At 67.5% G+C, this 21,033-nt stretch carries 15 protein-coding genes; 12 read left to right on the forward strand and 3 right to left on the reverse strand.

Features of this window, described 5'->3' with window-relative positions:
• Positions 1–21 precede the first annotated feature (21 nt).
• From tssJ to GWQ44_RS06510, 12 genes are all read left to right on the forward strand, one after another.
• Entirely contained in the window at positions 22–531 is a 510-nt protein-coding gene (tssJ, locus tag GWQ44_RS06455) for a type VI secretion system lipoprotein TssJ (protein WP_275926910.1), read from the forward strand.
• Between the two features lie 15 nt (positions 532–546).
• Positions 547–1,884 carry a type VI secretion system baseplate subunit TssK gene (gene tssK, locus GWQ44_RS06460; RefSeq protein WP_275926911.1) on the forward strand — a complete coding sequence of 446 codons (1,338 nt, stop codon included), beginning with the start codon at positions 547–549 and terminating at the stop codon, positions 1,882–1,884.
• A 6-nt stretch (positions 1,885–1,890) separates the two neighbouring features.
• Positions 1,891–3,216 (forward strand): DotU family type VI secretion system protein, encoded by a 1,326-nt coding sequence (locus GWQ44_RS06465; protein ID WP_275926912.1) that lies wholly within the window; start codon positions 1,891–1,893, stop codon positions 3,214–3,216.
• Entirely contained in the window at positions 3,213–6,719 is a 3,507-nt protein-coding gene (tssM, locus tag GWQ44_RS06470) for a type VI secretion system membrane subunit TssM (RefSeq protein ID WP_275926913.1), read from the forward strand. Before GWQ44_RS06465 ends, tssM begins: the two co-directional genes overlap by 4 nt.
• Positions 6,716–7,369, forward strand: coding sequence for a type VI secretion system-associated protein TagF (tagF, locus tag GWQ44_RS06475; protein ID WP_047306634.1), 654 nt, complete (start codon positions 6,716–6,718; stop codon positions 7,367–7,369). The genes tssM and tagF overlap by 4 nt, the downstream gene beginning before the upstream one ends.
• Positions 7,370–8,104: a protein phosphatase 2C domain-containing protein gene (locus GWQ44_RS06480; protein WP_016963872.1), complete on the forward strand. Its 735-nt coding sequence runs from the start codon at positions 7,370–7,372 to the stop codon at positions 8,102–8,104.
• A 2-nt stretch (positions 8,105–8,106) separates the two neighbouring features.
• Entirely contained in the window at positions 8,107–11,220 is a 3,114-nt protein-coding gene (locus GWQ44_RS06485; protein WP_275926914.1) for a serine/threonine-protein kinase, read from the forward strand.
• Positions 11,220–11,936, forward strand: a complete 717-nt coding sequence (locus GWQ44_RS06490; protein WP_047306626.1) for an ABC transporter ATP-binding protein — start codon at positions 11,220–11,222, stop codon at positions 11,934–11,936. Before GWQ44_RS06485 ends, GWQ44_RS06490 begins: the two co-directional genes overlap by 1 nt.
• Positions 11,936–13,138, forward strand: a complete 1,203-nt coding sequence (locus GWQ44_RS06495; RefSeq protein ID WP_275926915.1) for an ABC transporter permease — start codon at positions 11,936–11,938, stop codon at positions 13,136–13,138. Before GWQ44_RS06490 ends, GWQ44_RS06495 begins: the two co-directional genes overlap by 1 nt.
• A complete protein-coding gene (locus GWQ44_RS06500; protein WP_275927064.1) occupies positions 13,116–14,843 on the forward strand; it encodes an SUMF1/EgtB/PvdO family nonheme iron enzyme in 1,728 nt (575 codons plus the stop codon). The genes GWQ44_RS06495 and GWQ44_RS06500 overlap by 23 nt, the downstream gene beginning before the upstream one ends.
• Positions 14,844–14,926: 83 nt before the next feature.
• Entirely contained in the window at positions 14,927–15,865 is a 939-nt protein-coding gene (gene tagQ, locus GWQ44_RS06505) for a type VI secretion system-associated lipoprotein TagQ (RefSeq protein ID WP_060841728.1), read from the forward strand.
• Between the two features lie 140 nt (positions 15,866–16,005).
• A complete protein-coding gene (locus GWQ44_RS06510) occupies positions 16,006–16,389 on the forward strand; it encodes a hypothetical protein (RefSeq protein ID WP_042940722.1) in 384 nt (127 codons plus the stop codon).
• A gap of 69 nt (positions 16,390–16,458) precedes the next feature.
• Here the strand turns inward: GWQ44_RS06510 and GWQ44_RS06515 are convergent, their stop codons facing one another.
• The 3 genes from GWQ44_RS06515 to GWQ44_RS06525 all read right to left on the reverse strand — a co-directional run bounded on the left by GWQ44_RS06515 (position 16,459) and on the right by GWQ44_RS06525 (position 20,944).
• Positions 16,459–17,859 (reverse strand): aminoacyl-tRNA deacylase and HDOD domain-containing protein, encoded by a 1,401-nt coding sequence (locus GWQ44_RS06515; protein WP_275926916.1) that lies wholly within the window; start codon positions 17,857–17,859, stop codon positions 16,459–16,461.
• 79 nt (positions 17,860–17,938) lie between these two features.
• Complete coding sequence (gene recG, locus GWQ44_RS06520; RefSeq protein WP_060844966.1) at positions 17,939–20,014, reverse strand: ATP-dependent DNA helicase RecG; 2,076 nt, start codon at positions 20,012–20,014, stop codon at positions 17,939–17,941.
• A 9-nt stretch (positions 20,015–20,023) separates the two neighbouring features.
• On the reverse strand, positions 20,024–20,944 hold the full coding sequence (locus GWQ44_RS06525; protein WP_016963703.1) for a hydrogen peroxide-inducible genes activator: 921 nt from the start codon (positions 20,942–20,944) through the stop codon (positions 20,024–20,026).
• Positions 20,945–21,033: the final 89 nt, after the last annotated feature.

Genomic DNA, 21,033 nt, shown 5'->3' on the forward strand with positions numbered 1-21,033 from the left:
ATACGTCATTGAGGACGCAGGATGATTCAACGATTGCTGACATTGGTCGCCATGCTGGTACTGGCGGCCTGTGCCAAGGACGCCCCGGCGCCTGCCGAGCCGGCCAAGGAACCCCAGCCGGGCGCCACCACCGTGGAGCTGCATTTCCAGGCGGTGGCCGGACTCAACCCCGGCCCTGACGGCCAGGGCACGCCGGTGCGGGTGCGGATCTTCGAACTGAAGAACCCGGCCACCTTCATGCGCGCCGACTACTTCGCCCTGGCGGAGCGGGCCCCGGCCACCCTCGGCCCGGACCTGATCGACCAGGACGAAGTGCTGGTCAAGCCCGGCGACCAGTTCAGCCTCAAGCGCACCCTGGACCCGGCCACCCGTCAGGTCGGCCTGCTGGTGGGCTATCGCGAAGTGGACCAGGCCCTGTGGCGGGTCAGCGTCAATACCGCCTCGCACCTGAACAACAGCTATCAGATTGGCCTCGATGTCCGCGCAGTCAGCGCCGAGCTCGCGGCGTCCCCATCCAGCCCTGCCCAATAGGCAATCGGAGCAACCATGTCCTGGAACAATCGCGTGGTCTGGTCGGAAGGCATGTTCATTGGAACCCAGCACTTCCAGCAGCATGACCGTTACCTGGAAAACCTCATCGACGCCCGCAGCCGTCCGTTGTCGGCGGGGGCCTGGGGCTTTTCCGAACTGCGGGTCGATCAGGGCCTGCTGGCCCAGGGCAAGCTGGCCATCGTCAGCGCCCGTGGCCTGCTGCCCGACGGCACGCCGTTCAACATCCCCCATGACGACCTCGCACCGAGCCCGCTGAGCATCGACGACCACCTGCGCGACGGCCTGGTGTACCTGGCGCTGCCGCTCAAGCGCGCCGGTGCCCGGGATACCGTGGGCGAAGGCGAGGAGCTGGGCGGCGCCCGCTACCTGAGCCAAGTGCGCGAAGTGCGCGACGACAACGCGCCGTTCGAAAACCGTGCGCCGGTGACCGTGGGCTCCCGGGCCCTGCGCCTGCTCACGGCCGCGGACGGCCTGAGCGACTACGCCGCCATCGGCGTGGTGCGGATCAAGGAAAAGCGCGCCGACCGCGCCCTGGTGCTGGATGACAGCTACATCCCGCCGCTGCTGGACGTGGCCGCGTCCAAACCCTTGAGTGCCTTTCGCAGCGAGCTGCTGGGCCTGCTGCACCAGCGTGGCGAGGCCCTGGCTGGCCGGGTGGTGGCGTCGGGCGCCGGTGGCGCCTCGGAAATCGCCGACTTCATGCTCCTGCAACTGGTCAACCGCGCCCAGCCGCTGGTCAGCCACCTGAACCAGATCAGCCCGTTGCACCCCGAGCGCTTGTACAGCGAGCTGGTGAGCCTGGCCGGTGAGTTCTCGACCTTCTCCAACATCACGGCGCGGCGCCCGGCCGAATTCCCGCAGTACCAGCACGACGAGCTGGCCCTGAGCTTCGCCCCGGTGATGCAGGCCCTGCGCGAAGCGCTGTCGATGCTGATCGACAGCAAGGCGACGCCGATCCCGATCGTCGAGAAAGCCTACGGCGTGCACGTGGCGATGCTGGCCGACCGCACCTTGCTGGAGAGCGCCAGCTTCATCCTGGTGGTGCGCGCCGACGTGCCCGGGGAGACCCTGCGCGGGCGTTTCGCCCAGCAGAGCAAGGTCGGCTCGGTGGAGCACATCCGCGATCTGGTCAACCTGCAGCTGCCGGGCATCGGCCTGCTGCCGCTGCCGGTGGCGCCGCGGCAACTGCCGTATCACGCGGGCTCCACCTACTACGAGCTGGACCGTGGCAGCGAGCACTGGAAGCAACTGGTTCATTCCGGCGGCTTCGCGTTCCACGTCGCCGGGGAATTCCCGGGCTTGAACCTGGCCTTCTGGGCCATTCGAGGATAAGTCGCGATGCATCCTTTCGACGATTCGGCAGGGCAGCCGTCCCCGGCCAATGACCGCACCCAATTCATGCCGCGCCCCGGTGGCCGCGCGCCCGAGTCCGGGCGTCCGGCGACCGCGCCGTCGCCTTCATTGGCGATGCCGGCGGCGCCGCTGCCGGCCGGTCAGGCTCGGGGCCTGAACCCGCTGGAAAGCGCCGCCGGTCCGCTGCTGGCCTTGCTGACCCGGCTGCGCAGCACCCTGGCGCACCCGGCGCCGGCCAGCCTGCGGGCGCAGTTGCTGGCCTACCTGCGCCAGTTCGAAGAGCGCGCGGAAGCCGCCGGCGTGCCGCGCAACGACGTGCTGCTGGCGCGCTATGCGTTGTGCACCGCCCTGGATGAAGCGGTGCTCAGCACCCCTTGGGGCAGCACCAGCGATTGGGGCAAGCAGAGCCTGCTGATCACCGTGCACAACGAAGCCTGGGGCGGCGAGAAGGTCTTCCAGTTGCTGGAACACTGCCTGCAAAGCCCGCGCGAGCGCCTGTACCTGCTGGAGCTGTTGTACCTGTGCATGTGCCTGGGTTTCGAAGGCCGCTATCGGGTGATGATCGACGGCCGCAGCCAGCTCGAAGCCCTGCGCGAGCGCACCGCGGCGACCATTCGCAGTGCCCGTGGCGAGCATGAGCGCGAGCTGTCGCCGCATTGGCGCGGGGTCAGCGTGGCCCGTGACCGGCTGGCCCAGTTCATGCCGCCCTGGGTCGGCATCGCCATTGGCGTGGCGCTGCTGCTAGCGCTGCTGTTCGGCCTGCGCCTGAAGCTGGCGGCGGACGCCGAGCCGGTGTTCAAGAACATCCATGCCCTGGGCGAGATCCCGGTGCAGACCCTGGACCGCCCGGTGATCCAGCCGAAGATCGTCGAGCGTCCGCGCCTGGCGGGCTTTCTTGCCGAAGACATCAAGGCCGGGCGGGTGGCGGTGGAAGACGCCGTCGACCGTTCGGTGGTGACCATCCGTGGCGACGAGCTGTTCGCCTCGGCCAGCGCCAGCATCCTCGACGACTACCAGCCGCTGATGCTGCGCATCGCCGACGCGGTGCGCAAGGTCAAGGGCCAGGTGCGCATCACTGGCCACAGCGACAACCGACCGATCGCCACCTTGCGCTTCCCATCCAACTGGAAACTGTCCCAGGCCCGCGCCGAGTCGGTGCTGCAGATCCTTGCGGCGAAGACCGGCCAGCCGGAGCGCTTCAGCGCCGAAGGCCGCAGCGACACCGAGCCGCTGGCCAGCAACGCCACCGCCGAAGGGCGGGCGCGTAATCGTCGGGTCGAAATCAGCCTATTGGCGGAGGGGGTCGAGTGAAGGCGTTTTTCAGTTTTGTGATTCGCTGGGTGATCCCGCTGCTGGGGCTGATCGCCCTGAGCCTGATCATCTGGTTCATTGGCCCGCTGCTGGAGTTCCTGGTGCCGGAAGGCCGGCGTTGGGCGTTGATCATTGTGATCTTCGCGCTGTGGATCGGTTACCGGGTGTTTCGCATCATCCAGGCCCGCCGGCACGCGGCCAAGGTGTTGCAGAGCCTGGCCGCCGATACCCCGCCGGACCCGGACAGCGTGGCCACCGCCGAAGAACTGGCGGCCCTGCGCCAGCGCATGGACGAAGCCCTGGCGCTGTTGAAGAAGGCCAAGCTCGGCGGTGACGAGCGGCGCAACCTCTACGAGCTGCCGTGGTACGTGATCATCGGCCCGCCGGGCTCGGGCAAGACCACCGCGCTGGTCAATTCCGGCCTGCATTTCCCCCTGGCCGCGCAGCTGGGCGCTGGCGCCGTGCGCGGCGTGGGCGGCACCCGCAACTGCGACTGGTGGTTCACCGATCAGGCGGTATTGCTCGATACCGCCGGGCGCTACACCACCCAGGACAGCCACGCCACGGTGGACAAGGCGGCCTGGCTGGGCTTTCTCGACCTGCTGAAAACCCAGCGCTCGCGGCGGCCGATCGACGGGGCTTTTGTTGCCATCAGCCTTTCCGACCTGCTGCTGGGCAGCGAAGCGGAGCGCGCGGCTCATGCCGCGGCGATCCGCCTGCGGATCCAGGAGCTGTACACCCAGCTGGGGGTGCGCTTCCCGATCTACCTGATGCTCACCAAGCTCGATCTGGTGCCGGGTTTCATGGAGTTCTTCGATTCCCTGAGCAAGGAAGAGCGGGCCCAGGTCTGGGGCATGACCTTCGCCCTGGATGACGGCAAGAGCGGCGACAGCCCCCTGGCCCAACTGCCGGCGGAACTGGCGGCCCTGGAGCAGCGCCTCAACGAGCGTCTGGTGGAGCGCCTGCAACAGGAACGCGACCCGGCGCGGCGTGACCTGATCTATGGCTTCCCGCAGCAATTCGCCGCGCTCAAGGAGTCCTTGCAGGGCTTCCTCGAAGGCGTGTTCAAACCCAACGCCTTCGAAGAGCGGGTGCTGCTGCGCGGGGTGTATTTCACCAGCGGCACCCAGGAAGGCAGCCCCATCGACCGGCTGATCGGCGCCATGGCCCAGAGCATGAACCTGGACCGCCAGCATCTGGCGCGGCAGACCGGCACCGGGCGCAGCTACTTCATCGAAAAACTGTTCAGCGCGGTGGCCTTTGCCGAGCGCGGGCTGGTGGGGGTCAACCCCAAGGTCGAGCGGCGGCGCAAATGGATCGCCCGGGGCGCCCTGGCGGCCACCGTGGCCCTGGTGCTGGTGGTCAGCACCTTGTGGATCATCAGCTACCGGGCCAACCAGGCCTACATCGCCCAGGTCGACCAGCGGGTCGCGCCGGTGCGCCAGGATGTGCAGAACCTCAGCTCGGCCCAGCGCGATGTGCTGGCGGTGCTGCCGCTGCTCAACGCCACCCGTCATCTGGCCGGCGACGCACCGGGCTGGGCCGAGGGCCTGGGCCTGTATCAGGGCGACATGCTCGAAGCCGAGGCCGCCAGCGTCTATCGCAAGCTGCTGGTGGCGGTATTCGCCCCGCGTTTGATGACCCGCATCGAAGAGCAGCTGCACAGCGGCGGCAACTCGGACTTCCTCTACGAGGGGCTCAAGGCCTACCTGATGCTGGCGGACAGCGAGCATTACGACCCGGACTTCATCAAGGCCTGGATCACCCTGGACTGGGACCGCACCCTGGCCCGCGATCTGCCGCCGGACCAGCGTCAGGCCCTGACCGGGCACCTGCAGGCGCTGTTCGAAAAACAGCCACCCAATGCGCGGCTGGACCAGCGCCTGATCGACGACCTGCGCCGCCAGTTGCAACAGCTGCCGGTGGCCCAGCGCGTGTATGACCGGGTCAAGCGCGCCAAGCTGCCGGACGGTGTGCCGGACTTCCGCCTCAGCGAAGCCGGTGGCCGCGACGCGGCGCTGGTGTTCACCCGCAAGAGCGGCAAGCCGTTGAGCGAACCCCTGAGCGGGCTGTTCACCGCCAAGGGCTACCGCCAGGGCTTCCTCCTGGCCAGCCTCAACCAGGCCGGCACCCTGGCCGAAGAGCAGTGGGTGCTGGGCCGCGATCAGGCCGACCAGCAGAACGTCGCCAGCCTCGCCGCCGACGTGCGCCGCCTGTACTTCCAGGACTACCTGCGCCAGTGGGACGCCTTGCTGGCGGACATCGACTTTGTGCCGATCACCAGCGTGGCCCAGGCCGCGGACGTGCTGCGGGTGCTGTCCGGGCCCACTTCGCCGCTGAAGAAACTGCTGGTGGCGGTGGCCAAGGAAACCGACCTGCAACAGGAAGAACGCCTGTTGGCGGCCCAGGGCCAGAAGGTCGAGGGCGGTGTCGATCAGCTCAAGCAGCGCCTGGGTTCGTTGTTGGGCCAAGAGCAGGCGGGCAATCCGGCGGCCGTGGCCAGCAGCGAAGACCCGGTCAGCGCGCACTTTGCCGAGCTCAACAGCCTGGTGAGCAAGGGCGAGGGCGAGCCGGCGGCCATCGACGGCCTGCTGGCGGACATGAACGCCCTGTACGTGCAGGTCAGCGCCATGGTCGGGGCCAGCGGCGACGCGCTGCTGGGCGAGGCCAAGAACCAGGCCAGCGCCGCGGCGGCGCGGGTCAGCCTGACCGCCGAGCGTCAGCCGCCGCTGGTCCAGGGGCTGGTCAAGTCGGTGGTCGGTTCCACCACCAACACCATGATGGGCGGGGTGCGCAATCAACTGAATGCGGCCTGGGTCAGCGAAGTGGTGAACGTCTATCGCCAGTCCCTGAGCGGGCGTTATCCGCTGTCGCCGGGCAGCTCGCGGGACGCGACCCTGGAAGACTTCGGGCAGTTCTTCGGCACCGGCGGGGTGATGGACAACTACTTCCGCAAGTACCTGCAGCCTTACGTCAACACCTCGACCAGCACCTGGAGCTGGCAGCCGGGGGCGGCGCAGAAACTGGGGATCTCCCCCGGTGTGCTGCAAACCTTCCAGCGCGCGGCGAACATCCGCGATGCGTTCTTCCGCTCCAGCGGCGGTACGCAGCCAGCGGTGCGTTTCGAGCTCAAGCCGGTGGCCATGGACGCCAACATCAGCCAGTTCCTGCTCGACCTGGACGGCCAGCAATTGAGCTACGACCACGGCCCGAGCCGGCCGGTGGCCATGCAGTGGCCGAACCCGGGAAGCATCGGCGTGGTGCGCCTGTCGATCATGCCGCCGTCGCCCACCGGGCGTTCCGGGGTGACCCTGGACGGCCCCTGGGCCTGGTTCCGCCTGCTGGAGCAATCGGACCTGACCGCGACCAATTCGCCGGACCGCTTCAACCTGCGGCTGCGGGTGGATGGCGCGAGCATTTCCTACGAGCTGCGCGCCAGCAGTGCCTTCAACCCGTTCAAGAGCCGGGTGCTCAGCGGCTTCAGCCTGCCGGAGCGGCTATGACGGTGGTCGGCCTGTACGGCAAGTTGGCCAGCCGCGGCGATTTTGTCAGCCGTGGCCTGCCGCAGAGTTTTATCGGCCCTTGGGACAGCTGGCTGGCGGCGGGTCTGCTGGCCAGCCAGAACGCCCTGGGCGAACAGTGGCTCAACGCCTACCTGGTCAGCCCGCTGTGGCGTTTTGCCCTGGCCCCCGGGGTCTGCGGGCCCCAGGCGGCGGTGGGCGTGGTGATGCCGAGCATCGATCGGGTGGGGCGTTATTTCCCCCTGACCGTGGCCGCGCTGCTGGCGCCCGAGGCTGACCTGGCTTCGTTGATCAGCGGCCCGCAGCAGTGGTTCGAACAGGTGGAAGAGCTGTTGCTGGCGACCCTGGAAGAGGGCGCCCGTTTCGAGGCCCTGGAAGAGGGCTTGCAGGCCCTGGGCGCGCCAAGCCCGGCCAGCCGGATCGAAGGCAGCCACTACGCCGGCCTGCAGCGGTTTTACGTCAGCGATCCACAGGCCCGGGGCGCGGTACTCGCGGCCCAGGCCTGTGCGGGATCGAGTGCCTGGTGGGGGCGCGGTTCGCAGGACATCAGCCCGATGCTGTTGCGCTGCCAGGGCCTGCCGCCGACCAATGAATTTGCGCAATTTTTGCTCGGACAAGAGGGTGCCGTCTAAATGGGTTCTGCGCCGCAACTGTCCTACCAGTCCGCCAGCTACAGCCATGTCGGCATGGTGCGGAAAATCAACGAAGACGCCTGGCTCGAAGCCCCGGAAACCGGCCTGTGGCTGGTGGCCGACGGCATGGGTGGGCACGCCGCCGGGGACTATGTCAGCAGCCTGATCGTCGACAGCCTGCGGGCGGTGCCGGCGGCCGAGAGCCTGGAGCAGTACGTCGCCGCGCTGCGCAATGGCCTGGCCGCGGTGAACGCCGCGGTGCGCGAGGAAACCGCCAATCGCGGGGTGACCATGATGGGCAGCACCGTGGTCCTGCTGGCGGTGCGCGGCGCTCGCGGCGTGTGCCTGTGGGCCGGCGACAGTCGCCTGTACCGGCTGCGGGACGAGCAGCTGGAAAGCATTTCCCGGGACCACAGCTACGTCCAGGACCTGCAGGACAGCGGCCTGCTCAGCGAGGCCGAGGCGCGGGTGCATCCGCGGGCCAATATCGTCACCCGGGCGATTGGCGTCGAAGCCCAGCTGCAGCTGTCCCAGGTCGACCTGCAGGTGCAGGACGGCGACACCTTCCTGCTGTGCAGCGACGGCCTGAACAAGACCGCCGAAGACTTCGAACTGCGCGACGTGCTGAGCCACAGCGAGCCCAACGATGTGGTGCGCAGCCTGATCCACCTGGGCCTGACCCGGGGCGCGCCGGACAACATCACCGCCATCGTGATCAAGGCCGCAGGACACTGACCATGGACATTCTGATTCCCGGCTTTGACATCCAGGGCGAGATTGGCGAAGGCGCCATGGCCAGCGTGTACCTGGCGACCCAGCGTTCGCTTGAGCGCAAGGTGGCGCTCAAGGTGATGGCCGCGGCGCTGGCCGCCGACCCGAGCTTCTGCGAGCGCTTCTTGCGCGAGGGCAAGACCCTGGCGCGGCTGTCGCACCCGCACACCGTGACCATCCACGACATCGGCAATGTCGGCGAGCTGTACTACATGGCCATGGAGTACCTGCCCAACGGCACCCTGAAAGAGCGCATCGCCGCCGGGCTGACCCCGGAGCAGGGCCTGACCTACATCCGCCAGATCGCCTCGGCCCTGGGTTATGCCCACGCCCAGGGGCTGGTGCACCGTGATGTGAAGCCGGCCAACATCCTGTTCCGCGCCGATGGCACGGCGGTGCTCTCGGACTTCGGCATTGCCAAGTCGCTGGACGACCGCACCCAGTTCACCCAGGCCGGTTTTGCCGTGGGCACGCCGAGCTACATGAGCCCGGAACAGGCCCGTGGCCAGGACATCGACGGTCGCGCCGACCTGTATGCCCTGGGGGTGGTGCTGTATGAAATCCTGGTCGGCGAGTTGCCGTACAACGGCACCGACGCGCTGTCCACGGCCCTGGCCCACCTCACCGAGCCCTTGCCGGAGCTGCCGCTGCACCACGGGCGCTACCAGCACATCCTGCGCAAGCTGCTGGCCAAGGACCCGGCGGAACGTTACCCGGACGCGGCGGCCTTGCTGGCGGCCCTGGACAACCTGCCGCCGGAGACGGCCGAGGTCGAGGCGACGCTGATCCAGCCGTTGCCGCTGCCCCCTCAGGCTGCCCCCCAGCCTGTAACTCAGCCTGTAACTCAGCCTGTAACTCAGAGCCACGACCTGGCCGGGCTGACCCCGGTGTCGATCGAGATTCCGCAACAGGCGCCGGCGCCCCAACCGGCGCCGCGCCGCGAGCCGCCCCAGGAACCGCCAGTGCCGCCGCGCGCGTCCAACCTGCCGCCAGCCGGCAGCGGGGCGTCCGAACAGCGCCGCGGCCCGCTGCTGGCCCTGGCCGGGGTTGCCGTGGCGGTGGCCCTGGCCGTGGCGGGGGGCGGTTACTGGTGGTTGTCCGGCGACAGCCCGGCGCCGCAACCCAAGAGCCCGGCCACGGTCGGCACCCCGCCTGCCGTGGTGGCACCGCCGGTGGAGCAGGCGCTGGCCGCGGATGTCGATGGCGGCCAGCGGCCGCTGCTGATGCCGGGCAAGAAGACCCTGTTCCAGCGGGTGCTGAGCAAGCCGGGGGCGAGTTTCTCCAGCGCGCCGGGGGCCACGCCGGACAAGCCGGTGCCGGCGTTCTCGGTGCTTTACGTGTACCAGCGCAAGAACCTCGACGGCCGCTCCTGGCTGCGCCTGGGCGCCGCCAGCGATGGACGCAGCGCCGGTTGGCTGCCGGCCGAGCAGGTCAGCGACTGGAAGCAGAGCCTGGTGCTGAAATTCACCGAACGTTCCGGCCGCGCGCCGGTGATGTTCGTGCGCCAGGCCAGCGAGCTGGAGCGCCTGCTGGCGGACCCGGCGGCGGCCAAGAACCTGCTGCTCAGGGCGCAGAAGAATCCCCAGGACGAGCAGCAGGTGCTGGCCCTGGAACCCAATGCCAGCGCGGTGCCCCAGGACCAGTTCTACCTGCTGCCGATCTTCGATTCCAAGGAAAGCTTCGACGAGAACGGCCAGCCGGTGCAGTTGCTCAACGTCGCCTCGATCGATCCGGGCAACAGCCCGCAGAGCATCAGCGACAGCAGCGGCAAGCCGCTGCCGGCGAACAGCCCGCCGGCGGCCGCCGATGCCTTCCGCACGGCGGTGGTGCTGGTGGTGGACACCTCGGTGTCGATGCAGCCGTACATCGATCAGGTGCGCGACGTGGTGCACGAGCTGCAGAGCAAGATCGCCGAGCGCGGCGAGCTGGACAGCGTCAGCTTCGGCCTGGTGGGCTTTCGCAACAACACCAGCAAGACCCCGGGCCTGGAGTACGTGACCAAGACCCTGGTGACCCTGGACCAGGGCCGCGACCCGCAGCGCTTCCAGGAACTGGTGAGCCAGGTCAAGGCCACCAACGTCTCCAGCCACTCGTTCAACGAAGACGCCTTCGCCGGCGTGATGCAGGCGGTGGAAGGCATGGACTGGAAGGGCTATGGCGGTCGCCTGATCCTGCTGGTCAGCGATGCCGGGGCCCTGCGCAAGAACGATCCCTACAGCCGTACCCAGATGAACGAGGCGGAGGTGCGCCAGGCGGCTTTGGGCAAGCAGATCAAGATCTACGCCCTGCACCTGCGCACCGATGCCGGCAAGAAGAACCACGCCCAGGCGGAAACCCAGTACCGGGTGCTGACCGCCGACGCCAACCCGAAGATCGGCGACCTGTACATTCCGGTGCCCGGCGGCGATGTGCGCAAGTTCGGCGAGCGGGTCGACGAGATCGGCACGGTGTTCGCCGACCTGGTGCATCAGGTGCGCAGCAACCAGCACCAGGAAGTCCCGCTGCTGGCGGCGGCGCCGAGCATCGCGCAGAAATCGGCAGCCATCGGCTACGCCATGCACATGGATTTTCTCGGTCGTAAATCCGCAAGTCAGGCGCCGCAGCTGGTCAGCGCCTGGACCGCCGACCGCGACCTGACCAACCCGGCGCTGCCGGCGTTCCAGGTCTGCGTGATGCTCACCAAGTTGCAGCTCAACGACTTGCAGCAGTCGCTGAAACTGATCGTCGACGCGGCGCGCAAGACCCAGACCTCGCCCAAGGATTTCTTCCAGGAAATCGCCAGCGCCAGTGCCTACATGAGCCGCGACCCGTCGGCCCTGCGCAAGGGCGGCAACCTGGCCGACGGCGGCGTGCTCGGCGAATACCTGGAAGGCCTGCCGTACCGCAGCAAGTCGCTGAACATGACCCAGGACCTGTGGCTGTCGTTGAGCGTCGCCGAGCAGGAAGATTTCATCGACGAGCTGGATTCGAAGATCCGCCTCTACGAAACCTTCCACAACGACCTGGCCAACTGGGTGCGCTTCGGCGATGCCGAGCCGGGTGATGCCCTGTACCGCGTTCCGTTGTCGACGCTGCCGTGATGCTCGATCTGGCGCAGGTACGCAAGAGCCGCGGCGAGGGTCGCCAACGCTACAGCCTGGAGATCCCCCGGCTGCAACTGCGCGCGGGCGACCAGCTGGCGGTGGTCGGCCCCAGCGGCTGTGGCAAGAGCACGCTGCTCGATCTGCTGGCCCTGGTGCTGGCGCCGGATTCGGCGGCGCGTTTTGAATTCGCCCCGGCCAGAGACCCCATCGACATCCTCGGGATCTGGCGCGACGCGGGTCACAGTGCCCTGGCGCAATTGCGCAGCCGGCACCTGGGCTATGTGCTGCAGACCGGCGGCCTGCTGGGCTTTCTCGATGTGCGCGGGAATATCGGCCTGCCGCGCAAACTGTTGGGGCTGGCCGACGACGGCATTCCCCGGCGCCTGGCCGAACGCCTGGAGATCGCCGATCAACTGCACAAGAAGCCCGCCGCCCTGTCGGTGGGCCAGCGCCAGCGGGTCAGTTGCGCCCGAGCCCTGGCCCACGGCCCGCAGGTGTTGCTGGCGGATGAGCCGACGGCGGCTTTGGACCCCTTGAACGCGCAAAGAGTGATGCAACTGCTGGTGCAGCAATCCCGCGATCAGGGGGTGTGCTGCGTGATCGCCACCCACGATGAGGTGCTGGCCCGGGCCAACGGTCTGCAGGTGCGGCGTATTGCCTGCCGGCGCGATGCCGACGGCGGGGTCACCGCGACCCTGGGGGAGGCCTGCTGATGCGTGCCTCTCTGACCGCGGCACTGGCCTGGCAGGACTACCGCGCCGACGCCTGGCTGTCGGCCTGCTCGGTGCTGGCCCTGGTGGCGGTGATCGCGCCGTTGCTGGTGCTGTTCGGGCTCAAGTTCGGGCTGGTCACCAGCCTCACCGAGCGCCTGGAACAGGACCCGGCGGTGCGCGAGATCATTCCCCTGGGCGGCGGACGCTTCAGCGCCCAGTTCATTGCCGAGCTGGGCCAGCGCCCGGACGTGGCCTTCGCCTTGCCGCGCACCCGGCAGATTGCCGCCACCGCGGACCTGTCCCGGGGCACCGGGGATATCGGCCTGACCGTGGAGATGGTGCCGACCGCCGTGGGCGACCCGTTGCTCGGGCGCTTGTCCACCCCCCGGAGCATGAACGGCGTGCTGCTCAGCCGCACCGCCGCCGAGAAGCTCGGGGTGCGGCCGGGGGACTGGCTGCAGGCGAGCTTTGGTCGGCAGGTGGCGGGGCGCAGCGAGGTGCAGCGGACCCGGGTCCAGGTGGAAGGCATCCTGCCCCTGGAAGCCTTTGCCCGGGACGCGCTGTTCGCTCCGCTGGCGTTGCTGGAGGCCGCTGAGGATTACCGCGACGGTCGCGCCGTGGCGGCCCTGGGCTGGCTCGGCGAGGCCCAGGCCGCGTCCGCGCAGCGGGTCTACCCGGCGTTTCGCCTGTATGCCCGCGATCTGGATGACGTCGAGCCGCTGCGGCTGTATTTCGCCGAGCGCGGCCTGCTGGTGGCGACCCAGGCGCAGACCATCGCCCAGGTGCAGTCCTTGAGTCGCAACCTGTCCATCGTCTTCTGGGTGATCGCCGGGCTGGCCCTGGCCGGTGCCTTCGCGGCGATCTTCGCCGGGGCCCTGGCGGCGGTGGAGCGCAAGCGTCGGGAGTTGTCGGTGCTGCGCCTGCTGGGGTTTTCCACCGGCGCGCTGCTGCTGTTCGTGGTGGCCCAGGCGCTGTACAGCGCCGGGCTTGCGGCGCTGTTGAGTGGCGCCCTGTATGGCCTGGCCCAGGCCGGGCTGAATCATTTGTTCATGCAGGTGCCCGGCGAGTACGCCAGTCATTTGCTGCCGGCCCATTACGGGCTGGCCCTGTTGGCGACACTGGGCGTCAGCACCCTGGCCGCGGCGCTGGGCGGCTGGCGGGTGTCGCGCATTGAAGCCTGTGAAGGAATTCGCGATGTATAAGTTGATCGGCACCGTGCTGGCCATGACCCTGGCCGGCGCCGTGTGGGCCGAAGAGCCCGGCAACAAGATGGACAATCCCAAGCCCCTGGCGGACGACGTCAGCCTGCCCTTGCCCTGTGACGGCGAGATGGTGTTCCGCTACGTCTACGTGCTGGCCCAGGGCACCCTGGACGACCGCGAGGTCAACCTCGGCTACCCCTTCAGCGAAGGCGAGAGCGGCTATCAGCAGTCGTTCATTTCCGGCTATCGCCGGGACTACATCAACGGTCAGTTCACCCTCAAGGACCTGCCTGCGGCCTGGGGCAAGACCATCGGCCCGGCCTTGCCGAAAACCGGCAGCGGGGTGCCCCTCAAGCCGATGCTGTATTTCATCGGCAAGTACGAAGTCACCGCCCGCCAGTACGCCCAGGTCATGGCTCAGGCCCAGTCCCTGGCCAGCGGCGAACCGGCCCCGGCCTGCGAGGCGCCGGACGGCCTGCAGGGGCGCCTGCCCAAGGTCAAGCTGTCGCGTTTCGAGGCCGAGCGTTTTGCCGCGGTGTACAGCGCCTGGCTGATGAAGCATCACCGTGACCTGCTGCCGGTCAGCGGCCGTGGCAGTTCCTCGGAAGACGGTGGCCTGGGGTTCGTGCGCCTGCCCACCGAAGTCGAATGGGAGTACGCCGCTCGCGGCGGCCAGGCCGTCAGTCGCCAGGAGCTGGAGGGCCGGCTGTTCCCGCGTCGTGTGGAGGGCAGCGAGGAAGACGGCCCGCTGGCGGACTGGGCGGTGTTCAACCAGGTGGCCGGCGGCACCGGTCAGGCGGCGCGCCTGATGCCGATCGGCACCAAGCTGCCCAACCCCATCGGTATGTTCGACGTGATCGGCAACGCCGCCGAGATGGTCCAGGAGTCCTTCCAGCTGGTGCGTGCCGGGCGCCGCCAGGGCACCTACGGCGGCTTCGTGGTCAAGGGCGGCAACTACCTGGAAGGCGAGGGCACGCTGTTCACCGGGATGCGCCGCGAGTACCCGCTGTTCGGTGCCGACGGCACTGAGCAGAGCAACGAAACCACGGGCTTCCGGGTGGCCATCGGCGCCTTGTCAGCCCCGCGTTCGCGCTACAAGGAACTGTTCGCCCAGTGGCAGAAGGAGGGTCGCCTGGCGTCCCTGACCGATGCCATCGACGAAGCCCAGGACCCCACCAAGCGCCTGGACAGCATCATTGCCACCAGTGTCGACCCGCGCCTGCAGGCGGAGCTGGGGCTGGTCAATGAAGAGCTCAAGCGCAACGTTTCGCTGATCGCCCAGCAGCGCGAGGAGGCGGCCGGCAACCTGATCCAGTCCGCGGCGCTGGTGGCTGAAACCGTCAACAACTACAACATCCGCCTGACCAACCTGAAGAAGAGCCAGCAGCAGGCCATCGATGCCAAGGACGAACCCAGCGCCAAGCTGTTCGCCGAAGCCATCGACAACGGCCGCAGCGCGCTGGACGGGGCGGTGGCGATCTACATCGACAACTTGGCCACGGGCGCCCGTTACACCGACGCGGTGATCCAGGCGCAATTTCAACGGATCAAGGAAGAGCTCAATCGCAAGCCGGTGCTCGGCAAGAGCCTGGTGACGCGCGCTACGTTATTCGTCCGCCATGTCGGGGATTATCGCCAGAAACGGCGAGCCGACCCGGCGACGATTTTGAAGGAACTGCTCGCATCGACCGGTCAGAAGTCATGACCGGCCGCTGTCTGTCGAGCCTGGAGGAGCTCGGGCGACCTGGTGTCGTGCCGAGTAGGTCAACACTAATCGAGATCATCAACATGCTTTTTTCCCGCAAGCCATTTGCTTCAACATCCAAGCGTCACCTGCTGTTGGTTGCCGCCGGGTTCAGCACCGTATTGACCGGTTGCGCGACCTCTCCGGTGTCCAAGGTCGCCTCGACCACCAAGGTCGAGTACTACCCGAGCTGCTACGAACCGGTACAGCACCTGCGTGCCACCGATTCGGACATGACCAAGTCGGTGGTGACCGGCGCCGCCCTGGGCGCCGCCGGTGGCGCCCTGCTCGGTGCCCTGACCGGTGACGGCGACCACCGTGGCCGCAACGCCGCCATCGGTGCCGCAGGCGGTGCCCTGGCCGGTGGCGCCGCCGGTTACTACACCGAGCGTCAGAAACAGATCGCCGACGACAATCAGCGCATCGCTTCCTACGCCACCGACGTCAACAAGAGCGCGGCCGACATCGACCGCAGCACCGCCTACGCCCGTGCCTCGCAAACCTGCTACCAGCGTGCCTTCGACAGCCTGATCAGCGCGCGCAAGGCCAACAGCATCAATGACGTGGAAGGGCGCAAGCGCCTGGCGGAAATCGTCAGCGGCCTGAAAGAGTCCAACGACCTGATCGCTGCGGTGAACGGCCGGGCCAGCGAAGACCTGAACAAGTACAACCAGGCCTACGAGCAGGATCTGCAGCAGGTGGGCGTGCAGCGTACCGACGTGGTCAAGGTGGCCACCGCCGATACCACTCCGGTGACCACCACCAGCGGTGGCAAGAAGAAGCAGCCGGCGCAGAAGGTCAAGCAACCCAAGCTGCCGAGCGTGCCGGCCGAAGCGGTGAGCACCGAGAAGTCGATCCAGCAGGCCAAGACCAAGCAGGCCGAGAGCAACAAGGTCGCTACCACCGGCCAGACCCAGGTCAACAGCATGTGCAAGAACCCGGACCTGGGTGACTGGGCACCGGTGCCTTGCCCTAACGTCTGAGTCAGTGATTGTCTGACAAGATGTCGCGATAAGCGTTGAACGCCAGTCGATCTCCGAGTAATTGGCCAGATCGACTGGCGCTCTTCACGTTACAGGTTAAACTGCGCCGGCCACCCAATAATTCCACTGAGGCGCCGTGCATGAAATTTCGTTTTCTTCTCTGGATGCTTGGCCTGTTGATGGGCAAGGCCAGCCGCAACAATCCCGCTTTCCAGCAACAGTTGGGCGACAAGGAGCTGGTGTTCCAGCTGCAGACCCTTGACGGCAAGGTTGCTCGGCATTTCTTCGTCAAGGACCAGCGCATTACCAGCCGCTCGGGGTTCTACCCGGAGCCTGCGTTCGCCATTGCCTTCAAGGATGCCGCCTACGGCTTCGCCACGATGCAGGCGAAGAACAAGCAGTTGGCGTTCATGACCGGGATTCAGGACAAGTCGATTCAGATCAAGGGCAACCCGGCGCTGGTGATCTGGTTCCAGGGCCTGACCAAGTATTTGAAACCGAAAAAGGCCAAGCCCAAGGCTTGAGGGTGGGGCTTCGCCGGCGAGCCGGCTCCTACAAGTCGGGTGTAGGAGCCGGCTTGCCGGCGAATGGGCTCAGGCCTGGCTGAACTGCGAAGCCAGTTCGCGCAGCAGCACTTCCGCTTCCAGTACCTTGCTCACCACGTCTTCGGCCTTGTCGCGGCTCAGGCCCAGGCGCTCGAACAGGGCGTCGGGGATCTCTTCGTGGGGACCGGAACCGATGCCCCGGCTGCGCAGCAGGCGCACCGCCAGGCACACCAGGTTGGGGTATTCGGCGAAGGCGCCGTCGTAGCTCGGGTCGTGCTGGAAGCGCAGGGCGGTGGACAGCTCGTCCGGCATGTCCCAGTAGCGCATCAGCCAGGAGCCGATCTGTTCGCGACTGATGCCCAGCAGGTGCTGCTCGACATAGCTGTGGCACAGGTGCGGGTTGACCTCCAGGTGCCGGCAGATCAGCGAGAAGTGCGGTGGGAACACGTGGGCCAGCAGCAGGTAGCCAAAGTTGTGCAGCAGGCCGGCGAGGTAGGTCAGGCCGGCTTCCGGACGCTGGGCGCGAGGCATGGCGCGGGTCAGGCCCTCGATCACTGCCGCGGTGTAGATCGATTGCTGCCAGTAGGGCGTGGCCTGTTGCGGCTGGTCCTTGGGCAGGCTCAGGGTCTTGCCCAGGGCCAGGCCCAGCGCCAGGTTGATCACCAGATCGAAGCCCAGCACGCGGACGATGGCGTCTTCCACCGAGCGGATCTTGCCCGGCGAGGCGTAGTAGGGCGAGGCTGCCCAGCTCACGACCTGCGCGGCCAGGGCCGGGTCGGTTTCCACCACGCCGGTGATGTCGTCGATGGTGGCGTTGGGGTCGACCCGCAGCTTGATGATCTTCTGCGCGGTTTCCGCCAGCGGCGGGATCTCGATGGTGGCTTCCAGGCGCTGCTGGATGCGCCGCGCGGTGAAGGCCTGCATGGCCTGGGTGATTTCCTCGCGGTCATCGTCCGGGCGGTCGAGGTTGGGGCGGATGCTGCTCAGGGGCTCGCCGAAATGCCCGGCGCTGGCCTTGTTGAGCATGCTCTTGAAGGCTTCGCTGGTGATTTCCAGGAGCACCCCGGGTTCGCCGGAATTGATCAGCAGGCTGGGTTCGCGCAGCAGGCTTTCTTCGTACAGGCACGGCGAGCTGGTGAGCGCCGGCAGGCCGGGCAACAGGCTCAGGCTGTGCTTGCCGAGCATGCGCTCCAGGCGTTCGGTGGACACTGCGGTGAGACGGCGGCCGGTGAGTTCGGCGAGGCGGTTGAGGTCCAGTAGCTGGCTCTGCGGGAACAGCACCATCAGCGCGCCGACGGCGTCGTCCAGCAGCACCGCCTGGACCTTGCGCGCAGCCGGCAGACCCGGTTGGTCGAGCACTTCGTTGTAGCTGATGGCCAGCTTGCCGAGCAGCAACCGGATAACAGACGGAGCGTGTGGGGTTGCAATGTCGAGGGCAACTTCTGTCATGGTCTGGTATCCGTTTTTCTACAATTTGACGAGTATAACCAGCTTGGTTATAGCGAGGGTTCACTAACTGAGTGGTGGTTCACACTTGGCCGTATTGCTGGCCATGGCGCAGCCAGCGTTCCAGCAACGGGCTGACGTGGTCCGGCCAGCGCTCCAGCAGAGCCTGCGCGGCATCGCGTACCGCAGGCAGCAGGTCGGCGTCGCGCATCAGGTCGGCGACCTTGAACTGCAAGAGACCGGTCTGGCGGGTGCCGAGCATTTCCCCGGGGCCGCGCAGTTCCAGGTCCTTTTCGGCGATGACGAAACCGTCGTTGGTCTCACGCATGATGCCCAGGCGCTGGCGACCGATTTGTGAAAGCGGTGGATGGTAGAGCAGCACGCAGTGGCTGGCGGCGCTGCCGCGCCCGACCCGGCCGCGCAGCTGGTGCAGCTGTGCCAGGCCCAGGCGTTCCGGGTTCTCGATGATCATCAGGCTCGCATTGGGCACGTCGACCCCGACTTCGATCACCGTGGTGGCCACCAGCAGTTGCAGGTTGCCGGCCTTGAACTCGGCCATCACCGCGGCTTTCTCCGCCGGTTTCATGCGGCCGTGGATCAGCCCCACGCGCAGTTCGCCCAGGGCGCTGGAGAGGTCTTCGAAGGTGGTTTCGGCGGCCTGGCAGGTGAGCTCCTCGGATTCTTCGATCAGGGTGCAGACCCAGTAGGCCTGGCGCCCTTCGGCGCAGGCGGCGCGCACCCGTTCGATCACCTCGACGCGGCGGCTGTCGGTGACCAGCACGGTATTGACCGGCGTGCGACCCGGGGGCAGTTCGTCGAGGATCGAGGTGTCCAGGTCGGCGTAGGCGCTCATCGCCAGGGTTCGCGGAATCGGAGTGGCGGTCATGATCAGCTGGTGCGGGCACAGGCGGCCGCCGACGCCTTTCTGGCGCAGGGCCAGGCGCTGCTGGACGCCGAAGCGGTGCTGTTCGTCGATGATCACCAGGGCCAGGTTCTTGAACTGCACCTCGTCCTGGAACAGGGCGTGGGTGCCCACCACCATGGGCGCGCCGCCGGCGATCTGTTCCAGGGCTGCCGCGCGGTTCTTGCCCTTGAGCTTGCCCGCCAGCCAGGCGACTTCCAGGCCCAGGGGTTCGAGCCAGCGCTTGAAGGTAATGAAGTGCTGCTCGGCGAGGATCTCGGTGGGCGCCATCAGCGCCACCTGGTAACCGGCTTCCAGGGCCTGCAGGGCGGCGAGGGCGGCGACCACGGTCTTGCCGGCGCCGACGTCGCCCTGGATCAGGCGCAGCATGGGTTCCGGCTGGCTCAGGTCGTAGGCGATTTCGTTGCCGACCCGTTGTTGCGCGCCCGTGGGAGCGAAGCCGAGGTTCTTCAGGTACTTGGCCGGCAGGTTCCGGGCCAGCGGCAGCACTGGGGCGCGCTGGGAGCGCAGGCTGTCGCGCAGGCGTTGCTGGGACAGCTGGTGGGTCAGCAGTTCCTCGAACGCCAGGCGGTGCTGGGCCCAGTGGTGCCCGAGGGCCAGCTCATCGACATCGGCGTCTGCCGGCGGGTGATGCAGGTAGCGGATCGCATCGTCCAGGGGCGCCAGTTGATAGTCCCGGGCCAGTTCCTCCGGCAGCCAGTCCGGCAGGCTGCGGGGGCCGAGCAGGGCCAGGCTCTGCTGGCAGAGCAGGCGCAGGCGCTGCTGGGTCAGGCCCTCGGTCAGCGGGTAGATGGGGGTCAGGGTCTGGTCCACCGGCGGCGGTTCGTCGCCACTGATGGCGCGGTATTCCGGGTGGTAGATCTCCAGGCCCGAGGCCCCGGGGCGGGCTTCGCCGTAGCAGCGCACGCGAGTGCCGCGCTTCAGGCCGTCTTTCTGGGCATTGCTGAAATGGTAGAAGCGCAGGCTCAGGCCGCCGGTGCCGTCCTGCAGGCGCACCAGCAGGCTGCGGCGCTTGCCCATGACCACATCGGCGCCGCTGACGGTGCCCTCGATCACCGCATCCTGGCCCGGGCGCAGGGCGCCGATCGGCACCACGCGGGTGCGGTCCTGGTAGCGCAGGGGCAGGTGGAACAGCACGTCCTGAAGGTTTTCCAGGCCGACCTTGGCCAGCTTCTCGGCCATGGCTTCGCCGACGCCCTTGAGTGCCGTGACCGGCACTTTCGACAGCTCAGTCATTGCGCTTGCTTAGCTCGCGGCGGGCGGCTTGGCCACCGAGCACAGGCGGATCGAGTCGGCGAGGATCTCGATGGCCTTGGGCCGCGGGAAGCTGGCGCGCCAGGCGATGGCTACGGTGCGGAACGGCACCGGCGGGGTCAGGGGACGGACTTCGATCACCCCGGGGGCGTAGTGGTGGCTGTCCACCGCCGACAGCGGCAGGATCGAGATGCCCAGGCCGGAGGCGACCATGTGGCGGATGGTTTCCAGGGAGCTGGATTCCACGGTGGTGTGCTTGGCGCCGTCGTTGCCCTTGGTCAGGGTCGGGCAGGCCTCCAGCACCTGGTCGCGGAAGCAGTGGCCTTCGCCCAGCAGCAACAGGCTCTTGTCGTTGAGCAGGTTGGCGTCGATGGTTTCCTTCTTGGTCCAGGAGTGGCCGCTGGGCATCAGCACGTAGAAGGGCTCGTCGTACAGCGGCAGGGTCAGGACATCGGCTTCGTTGAACGGCAGGGCGATGATGATCGCGTCCAGCTCGCCATTGCGCAGTTTGTCGCGCAGTACGTGGGTGAAGTTCTCTTCGATATACAGCGGCATCTGCGGCGCAACCCGGTGCAGCTGGGGAATCAGGTGCGGGAACAGGTAGGGGCCGACGGTATAGATGGCGCCCACCTTGAGCGGCGCGGTGAGCTGGTTCTTGCCGGCCTGGGCCAGTTCGCGAATGCCCTGGGCCTGTTCCAGGACCTTCTGTGCCTGGGCGACGATGGTTTCGCCGACCGGGGTCAGGCGCACCGCGCTCTTGCTGCGCTCGAAAATCAGCACACCGAGTTCGTCTTCAAGCTTTTTCACGCCGACCGAGAGGGTCGGCTGGCTGACATGGCAACGCTCGGCGGCGTGGCCGAAGTGCTGCTCTTGGGCGAGGGTGACGATGTAGCGTAATTCTGTGAGGGTCATAGCGGGCGTCCATGAGGTTGCGGCCAAGCATAACGGCTGCAATCGATAGACGCACGTTATCAGACGGAGGGTGGAATGCGACACCCGCC

The organism is Pseudomonas sp. 3MA1 (genome assembly GCF_029237275.1).
Lineage (GTDB): Bacteria > Pseudomonadota > Gammaproteobacteria > Pseudomonadales > Pseudomonadaceae > Aquipseudomonas > Aquipseudomonas fluorescens_AP.

What these genes read in the sequence shown, in the direction of transcription:
- tagQ (WP_060841728.1), top strand. Translation starts at nt 14,927, where the DNA reads ATGCTTTTTTCCCGCAAGCCATTTGCTTCAACATCCAAGCGTCACCTG.
- GWQ44_RS06525 (WP_016963703.1), bottom strand. Translation starts at nt 20,944, where the DNA reads ATGACCCTCACAGAATTACGCTACATCGTCACCCTCGCCCAAGAGCAG.
- GWQ44_RS06495 (WP_275926915.1), top strand. Translation starts at nt 11,936, where the DNA reads ATGCGTGCCTCTCTGACCGCGGCACTGGCCTGGCAGGACTACCGCGCC.
- GWQ44_RS06490 (WP_047306626.1), top strand. Translation starts at nt 11,220, where the DNA reads ATGCTCGATCTGGCGCAGGTACGCAAGAGCCGCGGCGAGGGTCGCCAA.
- GWQ44_RS06465 (WP_275926912.1), top strand. Translation starts at nt 1,891, where the DNA reads ATGCATCCTTTCGACGATTCGGCAGGGCAGCCGTCCCCGGCCAATGAC.
- tssK (WP_275926911.1), top strand. Translation starts at nt 547, where the DNA reads ATGTCCTGGAACAATCGCGTGGTCTGGTCGGAAGGCATGTTCATTGGA.
- tagF (WP_047306634.1), top strand. Translation starts at nt 6,716, where the DNA reads ATGACGGTGGTCGGCCTGTACGGCAAGTTGGCCAGCCGCGGCGATTTT.
- GWQ44_RS06515 (WP_275926916.1), bottom strand. Translation starts at nt 17,859, where the DNA reads ATGACAGAAGTTGCCCTCGACATTGCAACCCCACACGCTCCGTCTGTT.
- GWQ44_RS06480 (WP_016963872.1), top strand. Translation starts at nt 7,370, where the DNA reads ATGGGTTCTGCGCCGCAACTGTCCTACCAGTCCGCCAGCTACAGCCAT.
- GWQ44_RS06510 (WP_042940722.1), top strand. Translation starts at nt 16,006, where the DNA reads ATGAAATTTCGTTTTCTTCTCTGGATGCTTGGCCTGTTGATGGGCAAG.
- tssJ (WP_275926910.1), top strand. Translation starts at nt 22, where the DNA reads ATGATTCAACGATTGCTGACATTGGTCGCCATGCTGGTACTGGCGGCC.
- recG (WP_060844966.1), bottom strand. Translation starts at nt 20,014, where the DNA reads ATGACTGAGCTGTCGAAAGTGCCGGTCACGGCACTCAAGGGCGTCGGC.
- GWQ44_RS06485 (WP_275926914.1), top strand. Translation starts at nt 8,107, where the DNA reads ATGGACATTCTGATTCCCGGCTTTGACATCCAGGGCGAGATTGGCGAA.